Here is a 16,190-nt window from a genome sequence, read left to right as displayed (position 1 = left end):
AAGGAGGGATGATGGAGGAGCAAGTCTCGCTCACCGCCGTGGGCTGGGCGCGATCGCTGCCGGTGAGCAGCGGTGTGAAGGCCGCTCGTGACTGGACCCGTGAGCATCTGCGGTCGCTGCACTGGTCGCAGACGGCGCCCGACATGGTGGACGCCGTCCTGCTGACCGTGTCGGAACTGGTCACCAACGCCCATGTGCACACCCGCGCCGACGCGCAGCTCGTCCTCACCTGGGATCACGAATGTCTGCACGTGACCGTGCACGACCCGGCCCCCGGCCTGCCGCAGCCGCGCGATCCCGCGGGCGACGCCCTGGGCGGGCGCGGCCTGATGCTGGTCGACGCGGTGGCCGACGACTGGCAGGTCAGGCCCTGCGCCAAGGGCAAGGCCGTCATCGCCTGCTTCCGGCCCCCCACGTGACAGGCGCTACGTGCCGACGGCCCCGCCGGGCCCCGGGCCTACCGGGAAGGCTCGTGCCGGGTGAAGGTGGTGATCAGGTCGTGGACCGGATCGTTGCCGGAGCCGGTGGCGGCCACGTGGGCGTCGGCGCCTTCCAGGAGGGGAGCCTCGGCGCCGCGGCCGAACATGGCCTGCTCGAACTCGCCGAGGGCGGCCTCGATGTCGTGGGGGTACGTCGCCAGAGCCCGGCCGAGGTCGGCTCCGTCGAGCATGGCCAGGTTGGCGCCTTCGCCGTTCGGAGGCGCGAGGTGGGCGGCGTCGCCGAGCAGGGTCACCCCCGGCACGCGGTCCCACCGGTGTCCGGTCGGCAGCGCGTAGAGGGGCCGCAGGACCGGGGCGGTGTCGCCGTCGGTGATCAGCGCGGTGAGTTCCGGTGCCCAGCCGGCGAACTCCTTCGCGATCCGCGCGGCCGCGGCGGGGCCGTCGGCGAAGTCGATGGCGGCGAACCAGTCCTGCGCCTCGGCCAGCCCGACATAGGCGTGCAGCGTGTCGCCCGCCTCCCGGTGGGCGAAGATCTCCCTGCGCGGCGTGAGTGCCATCATCGACCCGCCGCCGACCGCTTTCGCGGTGGCCGGGTGCCGGGTGTCGGCCTCGAACAGGTAAGTCTCCACGATCGACCTGCCGGTGTACTCGGGCGTGGCGGCGGAGAGCAGCGGCCGGACCCGTGACCAGGCGCCGTCCGCGCCGACCAGCAGGCCGGTGACGACGGCGCGGCCGTCGGCGAACGTCACTTCATGGCGTCCCTCGCCGAGGGTGCGGGCGCCGCTGACCTTGTGCCCCCACCGGACGGTGCCGGCCGGGACCGAGTCGAGCAGGAGCCGCCGCAGCTCGCCGCGTTGCACCTCGGGGCGTCCGCCCGTGCCGTCGTCGGCCTTGTCGAACAGGACGGTCCCGTCCGGGTCGAGGACCCGCATCGCCTGGCGGCCCTCAAGGATGAGCCCACGGAACTCGTCCATCAAGTCCGCTGCCTCGATGGCGAGTTGTCCGTTGTAGTCGTGGATGTCGAGCATCCCGCCCTGCGAGCGCGCGACCGGGGACGCCTCCGCCTCGTAGACCGTGACCGGTATGCCGTGGAGGTGCAGTACGCGGGCGAGCGTGAGGCCGCCGAGTCCGGCGCCGACGATCGTGACGTCAGTGGTCATGAGGGGGGTTCCTTCCTGGACGTGAACCGCTGGACGGGCACCCGGCAGGTCACGCCGGGAGCGTCGTTCCAGTGGTCGTGCGATGCGAGCCGGCGGCCGGCGCCCTGGGGGCCCGGCGCGACCGCGGACTCCAATGTCCCGGCACGCATCGACAAATCACCGACAGATCACCGACGCCCCCCCACGACCACCGACAGCCGCCCCACGCCGGCGGCGCCGCTTTTTTAGGGGGTGATGCGGGCGACCGCGCCCGTTTCCAGGGCCGTCCAGAGCGCGCCGTCCGGGCCCACTGTGATGCCGTGCGGTTCGGACGCGGGTGAGGGCAGGTCGTACTCGCTGATCTCGTACGCCCCGGATGCCGTCGCCGTGATGCGGCCGACGCGGTTGGCACCCCATTCGGTGAACCAGCAGTCCCCGGTCGCCGCCGCGACGATTGCGTGCGGCTTGGCGGTGCGGTCGGGGAGCGGGAACTCCTCGATCCGGCCGTCCACGGAGATCCTGCCGATCTGTCCGGCCATGATCTCGACGAACCACAGGGCCTCGCCGTCACAGGCGATGCCCACCGGCCCGGCGCCTTCGATGGGCAGCGGATGCAGGTTCACGGTGCCGTCGACACCTATGCGGCCGACCGCGTTGGCCTGATTGAGGGTGAACCACAGCGCGCCGTCGGGGCCCGCCGTGATCATCGAGGGGAACCCGCCCTCGACCGGCAGTCCGAACTCGGTGGTCTCGCCGTCCACGCCGATACGACCGATGCGGTCACTGTTCAACTCCGTGAACCACAGGGCACCGTCCGGCCCGGCGGCGATGCCGTAGGGCCCGCTCCCGGGCGTCGGCACGGGGTACGCCTCGGCCTTCCCGTCGACGGTGACGCGGCCGATGTGGTGGTCCTTCAGACGGGAGAACCAGAGCGCGCCGTCGGGCCCGGCGGTGATGACGGACGGGCCGCACTCCGGCGCGCCCAGGTCGTACCGGGTGAACTCCCCCTCCACCGTGAGGCGCGCGATCTCACCGCTGCCGTTGAGGGTGAGCCACAGGGCGCCGTCGGCACCGGCAGCGATGCCGTACGGGCCCGCCCCTTCCTCGGCGATCCGGACCTCACTGACACGCGGGGCACAACTGTCAGGCACGGCGGTTCCTTTCAAGGATCGGGCTCTCGAAGATCACCGCCCCAGCTTCGCAGCCGCGCGCAGTCAGAGGTAGACGTGGGGAGCTTCCCCGCCCGAGGTGGTTCCGGCGCCTGTCGCTAGGCTCCAGCGCCATGACCAGTGATCCCGGATTCACCTGCACGTGCTGCGGGGCCGAGCACCTTGAACTGCCGATGAACCACACGGCCGAGGCCCCGGCCGTGTGGGATCCGGCCTTCGTCGGCGCCGGTGACTGCCTGCTCTCATCGGACCAGTGCGTGGTCCACGGGCAGCACTACTTCGTCAAGGGGCTGATCGAGATACCGGTCGTCGACAGCGGCGAGGTGTTTTCCTGGGGTGTATGGGTCTCGCTCAGCCGTGAGAACTTCGCCCGAGCCGCGGATCTGTGGGACAGGCCCGGCCGCGAGGCGGAGCAGCCGTACTTCGGCTGGCTCACCACCGACCTGCCGGTCTACTCGCCCACGACCCTCAACCTGAAGACGCATGTCCACACCCGCCCGGTCGGTGAACGCCCCTACGTCGAGCTTGAGCCCACCGACCATCCCCTCGCCGTCGAACAGCGCACGGGGATCACTCTCGACCGCGTGCGCGACATCGCGGCGGCCGTACTCCACGCAGGCGGTGGTCAGCGGTGGTGATGGCGGGCGACCCCCGCATCGCCGACCGCGGCCGCACCTGCCGGCCTGAGCCGTCGGCCGGCAGAGGCCCGGCGAGGTGGACAGCAGGCCCTGCGGACGGAGTCGGCCTCGGCGGCGTCAATGACGTCCTGGGGCGAGGATCTCGTCCAGCACCGTGAGGACTGCCTCGTAGGCGATGACCCGTACGTTCGCCTCACGCGCCGCCTCCGGATCGGTCGCCCGCAGGCTTTCGCCCCGCTTCCGCCACTCCCGCTCCTCCTCCCCCGCATAGGCTTTCGCGCGCTGAATGCGCCGCAGCAGTTCGTCTGAGTCCACGACATCGGCCATGGCACCCATCTACCCCGGCCCGCCCCATCCGATGTTCCGCCGCGCGGATTCGCCGACCGGAAAGGGCGCCCGTTCCGTGCCCGGGCGTGCCTCGATGCGGCGGGGTGTCGAGCCCGGTTTCAGCGGATGTTGACGTCGATGCACGCGTAGAAGGCGTTGGACGTGTCGCCGATGTTCCACACCGCGAGGACCTTGTGCCTGCCGGTGAAACCGCCGAGGTTGACCTGGTGCGAGACGGTCGCCGGTGGCTGCTGGTTGCCGCCGTCGATGGTGGCGACCTTGGTGCCGTCGACGAAGTACTCGTAGTTCGCGGTGCGGTGCCGGGCGGTGAACGTCCAGGTGAAGGTCTGCGTCCTGCTGACGTCGCTGACCTTCCAGCCCTTGGCGTCATTGTCCAGTTCCGCGAACCGGGCGTTGCCGCCGCTGCAACTGCGCAGCCCCTTGGGCCCCTCGACGCTCTGCGGTTCGTACTTGATGTCACCGCAGGGCACCGTGCGCGCGGCACACTGCGCCTGACGGCTCGCGGGAGCGTTGACGTACCCGTGTGCGCTGGCCGAACCGGTCGGCAGGGTGAGGGCGAGGACCGGTGCCATTGCGGCACCGATCGCCGCGGCCATCTTCCGCTTCTTGTCCATGCGTGACTCCTTCACGAGCGGTGCTACGTGGGGGCGTGCGGCGTGAAGTGCTCTCGTGGGGCGATTAGTCCAGACCATAGACTTCGGCATGCCACGGTCAAGATTGCATTCCGGCCACGTCCGCCACCGCGGCCGGGGGTGGCACAACCGCCCTCACGGCGTGCCCGGCAGGAGCACGGAGGAGTCGGGCTCCAGCCCTGTCTTGAAGCCCCCGACGACGGCGAGCCGCTCCAGGTCGACGACGGCGATCCGATTGGCGCCCAGCAGAGATACGTAGGCCACGGAACTGGTCGGGTGCAGTGAGACGGCGGCCGGGGTTCCGTCGAGTTCCAGGGAGCGGATCCGGCGCAGGTCGGTGCTCCATACGGTGAGGGTGTTGGCGGCGATGTCCGTCACCAGCAGCCGCTCGTCGTCGAGGGTGTAGACGCGCAGGGGGTCTCCGCCGACGTCGTGGCGCCGCCGGACTTTCAGGGTGCGGGCGTCGAGGGCCACCAGTGAGGAACTCTTGCGGGCTCCGACGAACAGGGTCTTCTCGTCCCGGCTCAGGCAACTGCTCTCGGGCAGTTGGCCAGGGGTCGCGAGCAGCGGCGGCACGGAGGCGTCGTGGGGGCGCACGAGGCTGACCGTGTGTGACAGGAGGCCGGTGACGTAGGCGCGTTCGCCGTCGCGGCTGAGTGTGAACAGATGGGTCTTCACTCCGTTCGTGGGCACCGCCCGGGTCGGTGCCACGTCGGTGGCCGGGTCGTCGAAACCGAGCAGCACCGCCTTCTCCTCGCTCAGGGCGTACAGCCGGTCGTGTCGGTCGATGCCCATGCCGTGGATGCGGTTGAACGGCCGGACGTCGATGGTGCGGGCCAGGGAGCGCTCGGCCAGGTCGATGACGAACACCGCGGCGCCGCCCTCGCCGATGGTGGAGGACATGCGCACGCCGTAATGCCCCACATAGGCGAACCGTCGGCGCGAGTCGACGACCATCTCGTGCGGGTGGTCGGGCAGGGGGACGGTCCGCAGGCGCTGCCCCGACGTGATGTCGTAGAAGCCGACCGCGTGGCCGCTCTTCTCCACCACGACCAGGACGTCGGCCTCCGCCGCCCGTGACGCGTCCGCGGAGGGCGCGGTCAGGCCGCCTGCCAGGGGTCCCGCACCTGCCGCTTTGAGCACCGTTCGACGCGTCGCCACAGTCCCACACCTTCTTTTCACCCGGTCGGTTTCTCGACAGCTGGCCGTGACAGCCCGGGGCTCCGCCATGCCCCTCGCCTCGGGGTGCGGTGGAGCGGGCCGGGTGAAAAGAATAGGGAGGGCGGGGCCGGCGTCGACAGGCGTCGCGTTGTGCCCCGGCGTCGGTGGGTACCCCTGTGCGGATGACGACGGCGCCGGTGTGAGGAGACGAGGAGCAGCGTGGAGATCGGTTACAAGCTGGCCGCCGAGGCGTTCGGTCCGGCGGAGCTGGTGAGGCAGGCGGTGCTCGCCGAGGAGGCGGGCTTCGACTTCGTCGAGATCAGCGACCACTATCACCCCTGGCTCGACAACCAGGGACATTCGCCCTTCGCGTGGACGGTGCTGGGCAGCATCGCGGCCAAGACCTCCCGGATCGGGCTGGCGACCGGCGTGACGTGCCCGACCGTGCGCTACCACCCGGCGATCATCGCCCAGGCGGCCGCGACCCTCGCCCTGTTGTCGGAGGGCCGGTTCGTGCTGGGTGTCGGTTCGGGCGAGCGGCTGAACGAGCACGTGGTCGGGCAGGGCTTCCCGGACTCGGTGCGTATCCGGCACGAGATGTTCAGGGAGGCCCTGGAGATCATCCGGCTGCTGTGGAGCGGGGGCTACCGGTCGTACGAGGGCAAGCACCTGCGGCTGGAGGACGCTCGGGTGTTCGACCTGCCCGAGGAGCTGCCGCTGATCGCGGTGGCCGCCAGCGGCAAGGCGTCCACGCGGATCGCCGCGGAGCTGGGCGACGGGCTGTTCGCCACGGAGGACAAGCCGGAGATCGTCCGGGACTACCGTGAGGCCGGTGGCAGCGGCCCGCGCTACGCGGAGGTGCCGATGGCCTGGGCGGCCGATGAGCACACCGCGGCGAGGGCGGCCCTGGACACGTCCCGGTGGGCGGTGACCGGCTGGAAGGTCATGAGCGAGTTGCCCAATCCGGTCAACTTCGACGCCGCGACCACGACGGTGCGGGAGGAGGACATCCTGGAGAAGTTCGCCTGCGGCACGGACCCCGCCCGGTATCTGGAAGTGGCGCAGAAGTTCGTCGACGCGGGCTTCGACAGGCTGGTCATGCAGAACGCGGGGCCCGATCCTGAGGGCTTCATCGACTTCTACCAGCGCGCGCTCGACGGGCCCATGCGGCAGCTGAAGGCGAACGGCACATAGCGCTGAAGCCCGGCGGGTCAGGGGGCGCCGGGCGGCGCGTCACGTGGATGCGGTACGAAGTCCTTCGTGAACGAGAAGATTCAGCCCGCGACCGTTCGTGTGTTCATCGCCCTGGCCCCACCGGACGAGGCGAAGCAGGAACTGGCGCGGGAGCTCGGGCCCGCGTGGGACGACCATCCGCGGATGCGGTGGAACCGTATCGAGGACTGGCACATCACCCTGGCGTTCCTCGGCGAGGTCCCGAGGGCGGTCGTGCCGTTGCTGTGCCCGCCGCTCGCGGGCCTCGCGGCGGCGCGCCGTCCGCTCACCCTGTCACTGAGCGGTGCCGGGCACTTCGACGGGCGTGTGCTGTGGAGCGGGATCGACGGGGACCTCGAAGGGTTGCGCCTGCTGGCCGCCGACGTGCGTGCCGTGGTGAAGGAGTGCGGGGTCCGGTTCGTGGAGCGGGAGCTGCGCCCGCATCTGACGCTGGCGCGGGCACGGCGGGACACCCCGTCGTGCGCCGTGCGGGCGGCCGAAGGCCTCGCCGGGTTCGCCGGCCGCCCATGGCGGGCCGAACGTCTGCATCTGGTCGCCAGCAACTTCGGCCGCGGTCCGGCACCGATCCGCTACCGCGATGTCGACGCCTGGGAGTTCGGCGGCGGCTCCGGCCGTTCCGCCGGCCAGGGCGCTGCCTCCCCCGATCTGTGACCGGCGATCCGCGGGGCGGATGAACAGCGAGGTCAGACGGCGCCGCACGAGCGGGCATGGCCACCGCGCCCTGCTCCACACACTGCGGCTCGTCCACCGGGCCCCGGGCCGGCAATGCCGACGCCTGTCAGGAACACGACCGAGTCGTGGTCGTGGCGCGTCGGCCGGGGGCCCGTGGTCAAGGTGTGTCGCCGGTCCAGTCGAAGCGGGACGGATCGCCGGGGCGCGGGTCGTACATCACCCGGCCGCCGGGGCCGAACTGGCCCAGCTCGGTGGGGAGCGCCACGCCGGTGTCGACTTCGGCCTCCGTCCAGCCGGTTATATCGAGGAGCAGGCCGTCCAGCGGTCCGCCGACCAACTCGACGTAGCGCCGGTCCGGCCGCGGGCCCGGGTGGTCGTGGTCGGCGCCGTAGACCCGGCGGCGCAGCAGTTGCTCATCATCACGCTCCATCCGTCCAGCCTCGCAGCCGCCACTGACAGCGCGCCCGGGCCTGCCCTGCCGGCCGGTGCTCCGGCAACGGGGCCAGCTGCACGGCTTGGCCCCACGAACCCCGCAGACCCCGCAGACCCCGCAGACCCCGCAGACCCCGCAGACCCCGCTCCAGAGGCAGAACACACGTACCTCCGGGAATCAACGCCGCCAGTTGTCCGCGAACCATCCCGGATTTGTCCGCGAACGGTAACGGACGCATCCCCTGGCCCGCGCGCCTCGTCCTGCCAGGTGGTCGCAGGGCGACCGGGGATCGGCGAGGAATTTGCGTGAGAGGGGCGGACATGGCACGGCACGGTGGCGGGCGGAGCTGGTACGGCAAGATGATCGGCGCGGCGCTCGGGGTGACGGTGCTCGCCACCGGTGCCTCGGTGTGGACCGCGCAGGCCGGTGTCACGGACGATTCGTCACCGAAGGCGAGTGCACCGGCCGCGCCCGGCAGTGACGTCAAGCGGGTCGCGGCGACCATCGCGCACGCCTCGGAGAAGGGGACGCGCGGCATCAACCTCACCATCGACGACGGCCCCGACCCGGTATGGACCCCTCAAGTGCTCGACGTGCTGCGGGAGTACGACGTGAAGGCCACGTTCTGCATGGTGGGGACACAGGCGCAGGCCCACCCGGACCTGGTGAAGAAGGTGGTCGCGGCCGGGCACCGGCTGTGCGACCACACGGTGTCGCACGACACCGCCATGGACAAGGACTCCCGGGCCTACCAGTCACGGCAGATACTCGACGCCGAGCGCATGATCACCAAGGCGTCCGGGGGCGTGCGGCCGATGTACTACCGGGCGCCCGGCGGGGCGTTCACCCCGTACAGCCGCAAGCTCGCCGCGTCCCGTGGCATGCGCCCGCTGGGCTGGAACGTGGACACCAAGGACTTCGAGCGTCCGGGTACGGACGCCATCGTCGCCACCGTCGAGCGGGAGCTGCCCAACGGGCCGACGCTCCTCTTCCACGACGCGGGCGGTGACCGTACGCAGACCGTCGAGGCCCTGCGCCGGCTCCTCCCCCGGCTCAAGGAGCAGGGCCACACCTTCGGCTTCCCGGTGCGCTGAGCTCCGTACCTGATCGTCGCTCCCCCCTCTGCTCGGCCGGATCCCCGGCACGTATCAGCAGCCCGTCAGGACGGGCTGCGAGGATCCGGCCCGGTTCGTCCGACGCCCAGAGGTGGTCCGCATGCGAAGTGGGAGTGTCCGTACACGCCGATGGCCGCTCGCGTGGTTCCTCGTCACCGCTCTGTCCGTCATGGCCGCCCTGCTGGCAGCGCCGAGGACCGCGACGGCCGCGGCTTCGGGGGCCGAGACACCGGTCAACCTCCTCAACGTCCACAGCGGCAGGTGCATGGAGGTGGAGAACTCCTCCAGCGCCGACGGGGCGAGGATCCGGCAGTGGGACTGTGACGGCCAGCCCGGCGCACGGTGGCTGCTCCGCCCCTCGGCCGCCTCCTCCGACGCGGTCAACATCGTGAACGCGCACAGCGGCAAATGCCTGGCGGTACGCACGGACGCACCCCCGGGCGGCACATCGGCTCCGCGTGTCGAGCAGTGGGGCTGCGCCGGCTCGCCGGGGGTCGACTTCGTGCTCGACAGCCGTGCGGAGTTCGCGTGGATCCTCTCCATGGCGACCACGCCGACACGCTGCCTGGAAGTGGAGAACTCCTCCGAGCGCCGGGGCGCCCCCATCGTGCTGTCGACGTGCGCGAACCAGAAAGGGATCGCCTTCCAGCAACGGCCGGCCCGCACCGGCAACGACATCCGGCGCGACGACCTCTTCGCCCTGTACGGGTACGACAACTCGGCGGCCTCGCTGTTCCGCTTCCCCGCGAACAGCGCGGGCGGGTTCGAGACCCCCGACGTGGCCTGGCACTCCCCCGCCGACACCTGGAACTCCGCCCTGAGCCATGTCACCGCCGGGGACTTCAACGGAGACGGCCGCCGCGACGTGGCACTGCTGCGCGGCCAAGCCGACGCATCCATCGCGCTGTTGACGATGCTCGGCACCGCCGGCGGCGGGTACGCCGCCCCGTTCAAGTCGTGGGAACGACCGCCCGGCAACTGGTGGGGCGCCGCCGTGCAACTGACCGCGGGCGACTACGACGGTGACGGCCGCGACGAGGTCATGGCCCTGTACGGCTACGACGACGGCAGCGCCGCCCTGTTCCGCTTCCGCACCACCGCCGAGGGCGCCTTCCAGGTCCCCTCGACCCCCTGGAAGGCGCCGGCCGGCACCTGGAACTTCGCCCAGAGCCGGCTCGCCACGGGCGACTTCGACGCGGACGGGCGCCAGGACGTCGTCCTGTTCAAAGGCACCGCGGACGGCGCCGCCGAACTGCTCACCCTCACCGGCACGGCGGACGGCGGCCTCGGCGCACCGCTCAAGTCCTGGCAGCGGCCACCGGGCAACTGGTGGGGCAGCCACACGAAGCTGACCGCCGGGGACTACGACGGCAATGGCAGCGACGAGTTGGTCGCGATGTACGGGTACGACGACGGGTCGGTCTCCCTGTTCCGCTTCGCGACCACCCCCGACGGCGGTTTCCAGACACCCACCGTGCCCTGGAGCGCCCCGCCCGGCACCTGGACGTTCTCCCACAGCCACCTCGTCTCCGGCGACTACGACACGGACGGGCGGCGGGACATCGCGCTGTTCAAGGGCACGGCGGACGGGGCGGCCACGCTGCTCACCCTCTCCGGTACCGCCGACGGCAGACTCGCCGGACCCCACACCTCCTGGCAGCGGCCACCGGGCAACTGGTGGGGAGACCACGTGAGACTGACCTGAGCCGAGCAGCCGCCGCGCCACCGGCCTCGCGTCGGAGGCCCGGTCGTACGGGTGGCTGCGCCTCACGGGTGAGACATGTGAGGTGGCATGGGCCCGCAGGCCGATGTGTGTCGGCGCCCCTTCGACGAGCGTGGCTCACATGCCGAGAACGAGAATGAAGGTACTGCCCGATGTGCCGCGCTGGGCCCGACTCGCCGCGGCGGGCGCCGCGTTGACCAACGTGCCGTCGGCGCTTTGGCGGGTGGCCATCGCCGTAGGTGTCCCGGTCGGGCTGGCGCAATCCGAATACGATCAAATGGGGGCTCCTGGCCTGGGATCGTTGGCCCTCGTCGCCCTCAGCCTGGTCTCCGAGGCCCTCGCGTTCCTCACGCTCGGGCTGGTGCAGAACTGGGGCGAGAGGTGGCCGCGTTGGGTCCCCTGTCTGCGCGGGCGTCGGGTTCCGGTCTGGCTGGGGACCGGCGTGGCGGGACTCGGCGCGCTGGCCACAAGTGTCTTCGGCGCGCTGTTCGTCCTCACGTCGCTGAACGCGGACATCGAAGCCACCACCTGGGGCATCTGGTTGCTCAACATCGCGTACGCGCCGTTGCTGTTGTGGGGTCCGCTGCTGGGCGCGGTCACAGTGCATTACTACCGGCGCCGGACTCGCTCATGGTCGGCTCCTGCGCGGCTTCCGTAGGCTTTCCGGTGGGGCGAAGGGCCGTCACGAGCACCGCCGCTCCGACGAGTGCGACGAGCATGACCCAGACCGCGCCGACGTGCATGGCGTGGACGAACGCGTCATCGGCGGCGTGCACGAGGGTGGGCCGGTCCGTCGCGGTGGCGACATGCCGGGCCTGTTCGGCGGAGACCCGCGCCCGGTCCCGTACCGGCCCGGGTACCTCGCTCAGCGAGGGATCGATCGCGCGCCGGTACACGATCGACATGATCGTGCCGCCCACCGCGATCCCGACCACGCTGCCGGTCTGTCGCACGGTGTTGGTGACGGCCGACCCGGCCCCTGCCTGCGCCAACGGCAGTGAGCTGATCATCGCTGCCGTCACCGGACCGATCACCATGCCGATCGAGAGACCCTGGACCAACAGCACGATCTCGATCCAGACGAGTGGGGTCCGCAGTCCGAGCAGCCCGTACGCGCCCATGCTCAGCGCCGCCACGGTGAGGGCGGGTACGCAGACGGGGCGTAGCGACCAGCGGCGGACCAGACGCGCGCCGAGGGTCGCCCCCAGGACCGCGCCGAGGGCGGTGGGGAGAGTGGCCAGGCCCGCCTCCATCGGCGAGAAGCCGCGTGCGCCCTGCAGATAGAACGCGCTGTAGAAGGTGATGGCGGCCATGGCGAAGAGGAGCAGTCCAAGGGCCGCGTTGCCGCCACCGAATGCGCGTTGCGCGAGCAGGCGGGGATCGAAGCTCGGCGACTTGATCCGGAGTTCGACGAGTACGAAAGCGGTCAGCAGGACCAGTCCGGCGGCGATCGGCGCCCAGACATCCGCGTGGCTCCAGGCGGCCACCTGCCCCGCGCGGATCAGCCCGTAGGCCAGGGCCGCGAGGCCGCTGATCGACAGCAACATCCCGGCCGGGTCCAGCGGCCGCCGGACGGGGCTGCGGAAATTGGGGACCAGCATGGCGATACCGATCAGCGCAAGGGCCACGACCGGGACATTGACCAGAAAGACCGAACCCCACCAGAAATGGTCGAGAAGCAATCCCGCCAGCACCGGGCCCGCGGCCATTCCGACACCGGCGGATGTCGAGGAAACGGCGATCGCGGTTGTCCGCGCGGGCCCGCTGAACGTCCACATGAGAATGGCCAAATTGGCGGGCATGATCAGCGCGCTGCCCAGACCCATCGCGGCTCGAGCGGCGATCAGCTGACCTGCGTCGCCCGCGTACGCCGCCCACAGCGAGGACCCGGCGAAGACGACCAGTCCCGTCACGAGCACGGTCCGATGGCCGAAGCGGTCACCCAGCGCGCCGGCGGTGAACATCAAGGTGGCGAAGGCCAGAGTGTACGAGCCCGTGGCCCACTGGAGTTCGGCCGGATCGGCATTCAGCCCGCGGACGGGATCCGCGAGGGTCTCCAGGGTGGTACTCAGGACGGTGTTGTCCAGCCAGATCACCAGCGAGCACAACATGAGAACGGCAAGGATCAACTGCCGCCTGGACTTCGGCGGCGTCAGGGACGCGGTCATGAATACCTTCGGAAGCGATCGGTAAAAACTGACGACCTGGACCGTAGGCAATCGTCACGCCCCTGTCAATTGAACAAAAATCCTCTTTCAGCGAGTCGCGGAAGCCATATTCAAGCACCCTTGTCAATTCTGAGCATGCGGATTCGAAACGCTTCTCCAAAAAGCCTCCGGGGCATACCGCCGCACCTCTGTCAATTTCTTGGTCGATTGTTTATCGGGCCCGCCCGGCGCGCCCTTGCGCCGCGTCGGCCATAGGGTTTCTGCCATGTGCTGGAGCGCGACGGCCGATCTCGTGGCGGGTACGGGCATCGCCGCCGTGGGGGTCGTCAGTGCGGCCCTCGCGGCCCGGCGACCCCGTGACCTGCCGTTGGCGGCGCTTCCGCTGCTCCTCGGAGCCCACCAGATCATCGAGTCCGCGGTCTGGCGCAACGACGGCGGCACGGGGCCCGCCACCGTCGCCTGGGCGGCGATCGCGCTCCCGCTGCTCGCGCTGTGGGTTCCGGCGGGTGTGCTGTGCGCGGCGCCGCGAGCCGCCCGCCGCCGTCTGCTGATTCCGCTCGCCGCGGGGGCCGGGGCGGCGGCGGTGCTCTCGTACGCACTGGCGACTCGCACCGTGACGGCCGACATCCGTGGCCACACGGTCGGATACGCCCTGGGGCTGCCGCGGCCGGAACTGATCGTCGTCGCCTACCTGCTCGCCACCATCGGCTCGCTGCTCGTGTCCGGCGACCGCGGCCTCGTCCTGTTCGGCGTGCTGGTCGCGGCCGGGGCCGTGGTGTGCGTGGCACTGTGGCGCCAGGAGTACATCTCCACGTGGTGCGCGTTCGCCGCCGTGTCGTCGGTGCTCCTGCTGCGCTGGGCCGCAAGGCGTCGTCCGCCGGATCGGAAGCGGTAGCGGCTCGGCAGCGCCGGATCAGTCCTGGGTGGCGGCTTCGAACGTCGCCGCGCGGACCGCCTCGAACAGCGCCGTCACGTCCTGGCCGGTGAGCCCCTCCGACCGCGCCTGACGCATCCATTCCGCCAGCGCGGTCTGCAGCGGTGAGTCGGGTCCGGCCTGGGGGCTGGCGAGGGAGCGGGTGATGAACGTGCCCGCTCCCTGGCGGACCTCGGCGAGGCCGGCGCGCTCCAGCTCGCGGTACGCCTTGAGCGTCGTATTCGGGTTGACCTTGGTCGCCGCCGCGACCTGGGCCGCGGTGGGCAGCCGGTCGCCCTCCACCAAGGCGCCCATGCGCAGGGCCTGTTCGACCTGCCGCACGATTTGCAGATACGTGGCCACGCCGCTGCGCCGGTCGATACGGAATTCGACCACTGTCCCCACTCTCTGCTCGCCTGCCGACACCATACGTACCTGCTGCCTCGGCTCGCCCTAGAGCGGCCGCCGCGTCGCCCACCACAGGATAAAGACGGCCACGACGGCGGTGCCGCCGAGCAGCAGGCCCGCGCCGGTCCACTGCATGCCGGGCATCTGGTCGTAACCGAAGTACTCCACGACGTTGTTGACGATGCCGTGCTCCTTGATGCAGGCGTTGGTGGCCCGCTCGGTCTGCTCGGCGCAGGTGCCCCAGCCGAAGAGCTGTCCGTCCGCGGTGCCGATCCACCGGTCGTGCTCGACCGCCTGGTCGAGGAAGGCGGGGCTGTCGGCGTTCAGCGGGTAGGTGAACAGGCGAGGAGTGGCCAGCCGGTCGCGGAACTCGCCCCAGGCGAGCTCGACGGCCACGGAGAAGAAGAAGGTCACCGTCATCGCCGGCAGGGCCCGGCGCAGGACCATGCCGATCGCGATGCCGCAGGAGGTGAGGAAGAGGGAGAACGCCGCCGGCATCGGACCCGTGGCGTCGAAGATCTCGCCCTGCATCCACTCCGCGGGGAGGGCCTCGCGGTACGGCTCCCACCACCAGGTGAACAGCGCGCCGAGCACCGCCGTGGACAGCAGCACCACGGAGAGGCAGCCGATCAGCTTGGCCGCCAGCCAGCGGCGGCGGGGCACCGACTGGGTGGTGACCAGCTGGGCGGTTCCGTGCTCCTGGTCGCCCGCGATCAGCGGCGCGCCCAGGAAGACACCGAGGATGACGGGCAGGGCGCCGATGGCCTCGGAGACGTACTGGAATCCCTCGGGGTTGTTGGGCAGGTCGACGTCCTTGCCGGGCCAGCCGAGCCGGTCCAGCATCGAGACCATCTCGCCGCGCCGGTAGAGGATCATGGCCGCGCCGAGCAGGGTCGCGGCGCCGATCAGCCACAGGGCGGTGCGGTGCTGGCGTACGACGAGCCAGGTGAGGCCGTGCAGCAGACCGGGCTTCCTGGCGGGCTTTCCGGTGCGCGGCCTGTCGGCCAGGGTGGTGCTCATGCGGCGTTGATTCCTTCGGCCTCGATACGGGCGGCTTGGGTGAACAGCGGTTCCGTGCCCGGCGAGCGCAGGTGGGCGAGCAGGACTTCCTCCAGGCTGGGCTCGGAGACCTCCCAGTCCGGGGCGAGCGGGCCGTGGGGGCGCAGGAGGGCACGGAACTGGCGTCCGGAGGCCCGGAATTCGACCACCGTGTGCGGGGTGAGGTCCGCGGGCGGCTTGCCGTCGGGCGCGAGTCCGGTCACCAGGGCGTGAGCCGGGACCAGTTCGTCGGTGTCGCCCGCCATCCGGAGCCGGCCGTCCGCGATGACCAGGAGGTAGTCGCACATGTCCTCCAGCTCGGCCAGCACGTGGGAGGACATCACCACCGTCGTGCCGCGCTCGACGGCCTCGGACAGCAGCAGGGAACTCATCTCGTCGCGGGCCAGCGGGTCGAGGTCGGCCATCGGCTCGTCGAGCAGCAGGAGATCGGGCCGCTTGCCGAAGGCGAGGGCGAACGCGACGCGGGTGCGCTGACCACCGGAGAGCGTGCCGACCTTGGCGTCCATGGGCACCGGCCCCGCCCGGACGATCCGCTCCGCCGCGGCCATGTCCCAGCCGGGGTTGAGCTCGGCGCCCATCCGCAGGGTCTCCGCCACGGTGAACCGCTTGAACAGCGGCTTGTCCTGCGAGAGGAACGCGTACCGGGGCATCGCGGCCGGGTCTTCCACCGGCACGCCGAAGACGCGCAGTTCGCCCTCGGTCGGGGTCACCAGGCGGGTCGCCAACCCCAACAGGGTGCTCTTTCCAGCGCCGTTGGGGCCGACGAGGCCGCAGATCCGCCCGGCGGGCAGCCGGAAGGAGCAGTCGCGCAGCGCCCAGCCGCGTCGGTAGCGCTTGCCCAGGCCGCGGGCCTCCAGCGCGGTGGCGCTCGAGGGGTCGCCGGCCTCGGTGTTGTCGGCAGGGGTCATGTGCACCAAGCGCCTCTCTCGATTCCATTAA

The 16,190-nt window shown here is 70.9% G+C and carries 18 protein-coding genes; 8 read left to right on the top strand and 10 right to left on the bottom strand.

Annotated elements, in window-relative coordinates; translation table 11 throughout:
• The first annotated feature begins 11 nt into the window (after window positions 1-11).
• The gene (locus ACF062_RS20180; protein WP_392140255.1) at window positions 12-419 is read left to right on the top strand and encodes an ATP-binding protein; all 408 of its coding nucleotides are present in this window, start codon (window positions 12-14) and stop codon (window positions 417-419) included.
• Between the two features lie 38 nt (window positions 420-457).
• Here the strand turns inward: ACF062_RS20180 and ACF062_RS20175 are convergent, their stop codons facing one another.
• Window positions 458-1,600, bottom strand: coding sequence for an FAD-dependent oxidoreductase (locus ACF062_RS20175; protein ID WP_392139900.1), 1,143 nt, complete (start codon window positions 1,598-1,600; stop codon window positions 458-460).
• A gap of 224 nt (window positions 1,601-1,824) precedes the next feature.
• Window positions 1,825-2,730: a virginiamycin B lyase gene (locus tag ACF062_RS20170; RefSeq protein ID WP_392139898.1), complete on the bottom strand. Its 906-nt coding sequence runs from the start codon at window positions 2,728-2,730 to the stop codon at window positions 1,825-1,827.
• 191 nt (window positions 2,731-2,921) lie between these two features.
• Here ACF062_RS20170 and ACF062_RS20165 point away from each other — a divergent pair, with 191 nt between their 5' ends.
• Window positions 2,922-3,386, top strand: coding sequence for a DUF2199 domain-containing protein (locus ACF062_RS20165; RefSeq protein WP_392140253.1), 465 nt, complete (start codon window positions 2,922-2,924; stop codon window positions 3,384-3,386).
• A 117-nt stretch (window positions 3,387-3,503) separates the two neighbouring features.
• Here ACF062_RS20165 and ACF062_RS20160 read toward each other — a convergent pair whose 3' ends face one another.
• The 3 genes from ACF062_RS20160 to ACF062_RS20150 form a co-directional block, all read right to left on the bottom strand.
• Window positions 3,504-3,713: a hypothetical protein gene (locus ACF062_RS20160; RefSeq protein WP_223772635.1), complete on the bottom strand. Its 210-nt coding sequence runs from the start codon at window positions 3,711-3,713 to the stop codon at window positions 3,504-3,506.
• Window positions 3,714-3,832: 119 nt separating this feature from the next.
• Window positions 3,833-4,348, bottom strand: a complete 516-nt coding sequence (locus ACF062_RS20155) for a lytic polysaccharide monooxygenase auxiliary activity family 9 protein (RefSeq protein WP_392139895.1) — start codon at window positions 4,346-4,348, stop codon at window positions 3,833-3,835.
• Between the two features lie 153 nt (window positions 4,349-4,501).
• Complete coding sequence (locus ACF062_RS20150; protein ID WP_392139893.1) at window positions 4,502-5,527, bottom strand: YncE family protein; 1,026 nt, start codon at window positions 5,525-5,527, stop codon at window positions 4,502-4,504.
• Between the two features lie 219 nt (window positions 5,528-5,746).
• Between ACF062_RS20150 and ACF062_RS20145 the strand changes: the two genes are divergently transcribed.
• The gene (locus ACF062_RS20145) at window positions 5,747-6,721 is read left to right on the top strand and encodes a TIGR03557 family F420-dependent LLM class oxidoreductase (RefSeq protein ID WP_392139891.1); all 975 of its coding nucleotides are present in this window, start codon (window positions 5,747-5,749) and stop codon (window positions 6,719-6,721) included.
• A gap of 66 nt (window positions 6,722-6,787) precedes the next feature.
• Window positions 6,788-7,411 (top strand): RNA 2',3'-cyclic phosphodiesterase, encoded by a 624-nt coding sequence (gene thpR, locus ACF062_RS20140; protein ID WP_392139889.1) that lies wholly within the window; start codon window positions 6,788-6,790, stop codon window positions 7,409-7,411.
• Window positions 7,412-7,589: 178 nt separating this feature from the next.
• Here thpR and ACF062_RS20135 read toward each other — a convergent pair whose 3' ends face one another.
• A complete protein-coding gene (locus tag ACF062_RS20135) occupies window positions 7,590-7,862 on the bottom strand; it encodes a hypothetical protein (RefSeq protein ID WP_392139887.1) in 273 nt (90 codons plus the stop codon).
• 323 nt (window positions 7,863-8,185) lie between these two features.
• Between ACF062_RS20135 and ACF062_RS20130 the strand changes: the two genes are divergently transcribed.
• The 3 genes from ACF062_RS20130 (at window position 8,186) to ACF062_RS20120 (ending at window position 11,361) form a co-directional block, all read left to right on the top strand.
• Window positions 8,186-8,959 (top strand): polysaccharide deacetylase family protein, encoded by a 774-nt coding sequence (locus ACF062_RS20130; protein WP_392139885.1) that lies wholly within the window; start codon window positions 8,186-8,188, stop codon window positions 8,957-8,959.
• 121 nt (window positions 8,960-9,080) lie between these two features.
• On the top strand, window positions 9,081-10,685 hold the full coding sequence (locus ACF062_RS20125; RefSeq protein WP_392139884.1) for an FG-GAP-like repeat-containing protein: 1,605 nt from the start codon (window positions 9,081-9,083) through the stop codon (window positions 10,683-10,685).
• A 154-nt stretch (window positions 10,686-10,839) separates the two neighbouring features.
• A complete protein-coding gene (locus tag ACF062_RS20120; RefSeq protein WP_392139882.1) occupies window positions 10,840-11,361 on the top strand; it encodes a hypothetical protein in 522 nt (173 codons plus the stop codon).
• Here the strand turns inward: ACF062_RS20120 and ACF062_RS20115 are convergent.
• On the bottom strand, window positions 11,300-12,871 hold the full coding sequence (locus ACF062_RS20115) for an MFS transporter (protein ID WP_392139880.1): 1,572 nt from the start codon (window positions 12,869-12,871) through the stop codon (window positions 11,300-11,302). The two genes, ACF062_RS20120 and ACF062_RS20115, sit on opposite strands and share 62 nt — an antisense overlap.
• Before the next feature lie 265 nt (window positions 12,872-13,136).
• On the opposite strand from ACF062_RS20115, the gene ACF062_RS20110 reads away from it, so the two are divergent.
• Window positions 13,137-13,766, top strand: coding sequence for a DUF6629 family protein (locus ACF062_RS20110; protein ID WP_392139875.1), 630 nt, complete (start codon window positions 13,137-13,139; stop codon window positions 13,764-13,766).
• 18 nt (window positions 13,767-13,784) lie between these two features.
• On the opposite strand, the gene ACF062_RS20105 is transcribed toward ACF062_RS20110, so the two are convergent.
• From ACF062_RS20105 to ACF062_RS20095, 3 genes are read right to left on the bottom strand one after another with little or no spacing between them, the layout of a single operon-like run.
• Window positions 13,785-14,213, bottom strand: coding sequence for a GntR family transcriptional regulator (locus ACF062_RS20105; protein ID WP_392139873.1), 429 nt, complete (start codon window positions 14,211-14,213; stop codon window positions 13,785-13,787).
• Between the two features lie 24 nt (window positions 14,214-14,237).
• Window positions 14,238-15,212: an ABC transporter permease gene (locus tag ACF062_RS20100; RefSeq protein ID WP_392139871.1), complete on the bottom strand. Its 975-nt coding sequence runs from the start codon at window positions 15,210-15,212 to the stop codon at window positions 14,238-14,240.
• Window positions 15,209-16,159 carry an ABC transporter ATP-binding protein gene (locus ACF062_RS20095; RefSeq protein ID WP_392139870.1) on the bottom strand — a complete coding sequence of 317 codons (951 nt, stop codon included), beginning with the start codon at window positions 16,157-16,159 and terminating at the stop codon, window positions 15,209-15,211. Before ACF062_RS20095 ends, ACF062_RS20100 begins: the two co-directional genes overlap by 4 nt.
• Window positions 16,160-16,190 lie beyond the last annotated feature (31 nt).

This window comes from Streptomyces sp. NPDC015345 (assembly GCF_043078805.1).
Taxonomy (GTDB): domain Bacteria; phylum Actinomycetota; class Actinomycetes; order Streptomycetales; family Streptomycetaceae; genus Streptomyces.
The sequence above is the reverse complement of the archived record's forward strand: the minus strand, read 5'-3'. Positions and strand labels throughout refer to the sequence as shown.

Coding starts and splice junctions, on each gene's coding strand:
- ACF062_RS20180 (WP_392140255.1), top strand. CDS start 12: ATGGAGGAGCAAGTCTCGCTCACCGCCGTGGGCTGGGCGCGATCGCTG.
- ACF062_RS20175 (WP_392139900.1), bottom strand. CDS start 1,600: ATGACCACTGACGTCACGATCGTCGGCGCCGGACTCGGCGGCCTCACG.
- ACF062_RS20165 (WP_392140253.1), top strand. CDS start 2,922: ATGAACCACACGGCCGAGGCCCCGGCCGTGTGGGATCCGGCCTTCGTC.
- ACF062_RS20160 (WP_223772635.1), bottom strand. CDS start 3,713: ATGGCCGATGTCGTGGACTCAGACGAACTGCTGCGGCGCATTCAGCGC.
- ACF062_RS20155 (WP_392139895.1), bottom strand. CDS start 4,348: ATGGACAAGAAGCGGAAGATGGCCGCGGCGATCGGTGCCGCAATGGCA.
- ACF062_RS20135 (WP_392139887.1), bottom strand. CDS start 7,862: ATGGAGCGTGATGATGAGCAACTGCTGCGCCGCCGGGTCTACGGCGCC.
- ACF062_RS20130 (WP_392139885.1), top strand. CDS start 8,186: ATGGCACGGCACGGTGGCGGGCGGAGCTGGTACGGCAAGATGATCGGC.
- ACF062_RS20125 (WP_392139884.1), top strand. CDS start 9,081: ATGCGAAGTGGGAGTGTCCGTACACGCCGATGGCCGCTCGCGTGGTTC.
- ACF062_RS20120 (WP_392139882.1), top strand. CDS start 10,840: ATGAAGGTACTGCCCGATGTGCCGCGCTGGGCCCGACTCGCCGCGGCG.
- ACF062_RS20115 (WP_392139880.1), bottom strand. CDS start 12,871: ATGACCGCGTCCCTGACGCCGCCGAAGTCCAGGCGGCAGTTGATCCTT.
- ACF062_RS20110 (WP_392139875.1), top strand. CDS start 13,137: ATGTGCTGGAGCGCGACGGCCGATCTCGTGGCGGGTACGGGCATCGCC.
- ACF062_RS20105 (WP_392139873.1), bottom strand. CDS start 14,213: ATGGTGTCGGCAGGCGAGCAGAGAGTGGGGACAGTGGTCGAATTCCGT.
- ACF062_RS20100 (WP_392139871.1), bottom strand. CDS start 15,212: ATGAGCACCACCCTGGCCGACAGGCCGCGCACCGGAAAGCCCGCCAGG.
- ACF062_RS20095 (WP_392139870.1), bottom strand. CDS start 16,159: ATGACCCCTGCCGACAACACCGAGGCCGGCGACCCCTCGAGCGCCACC.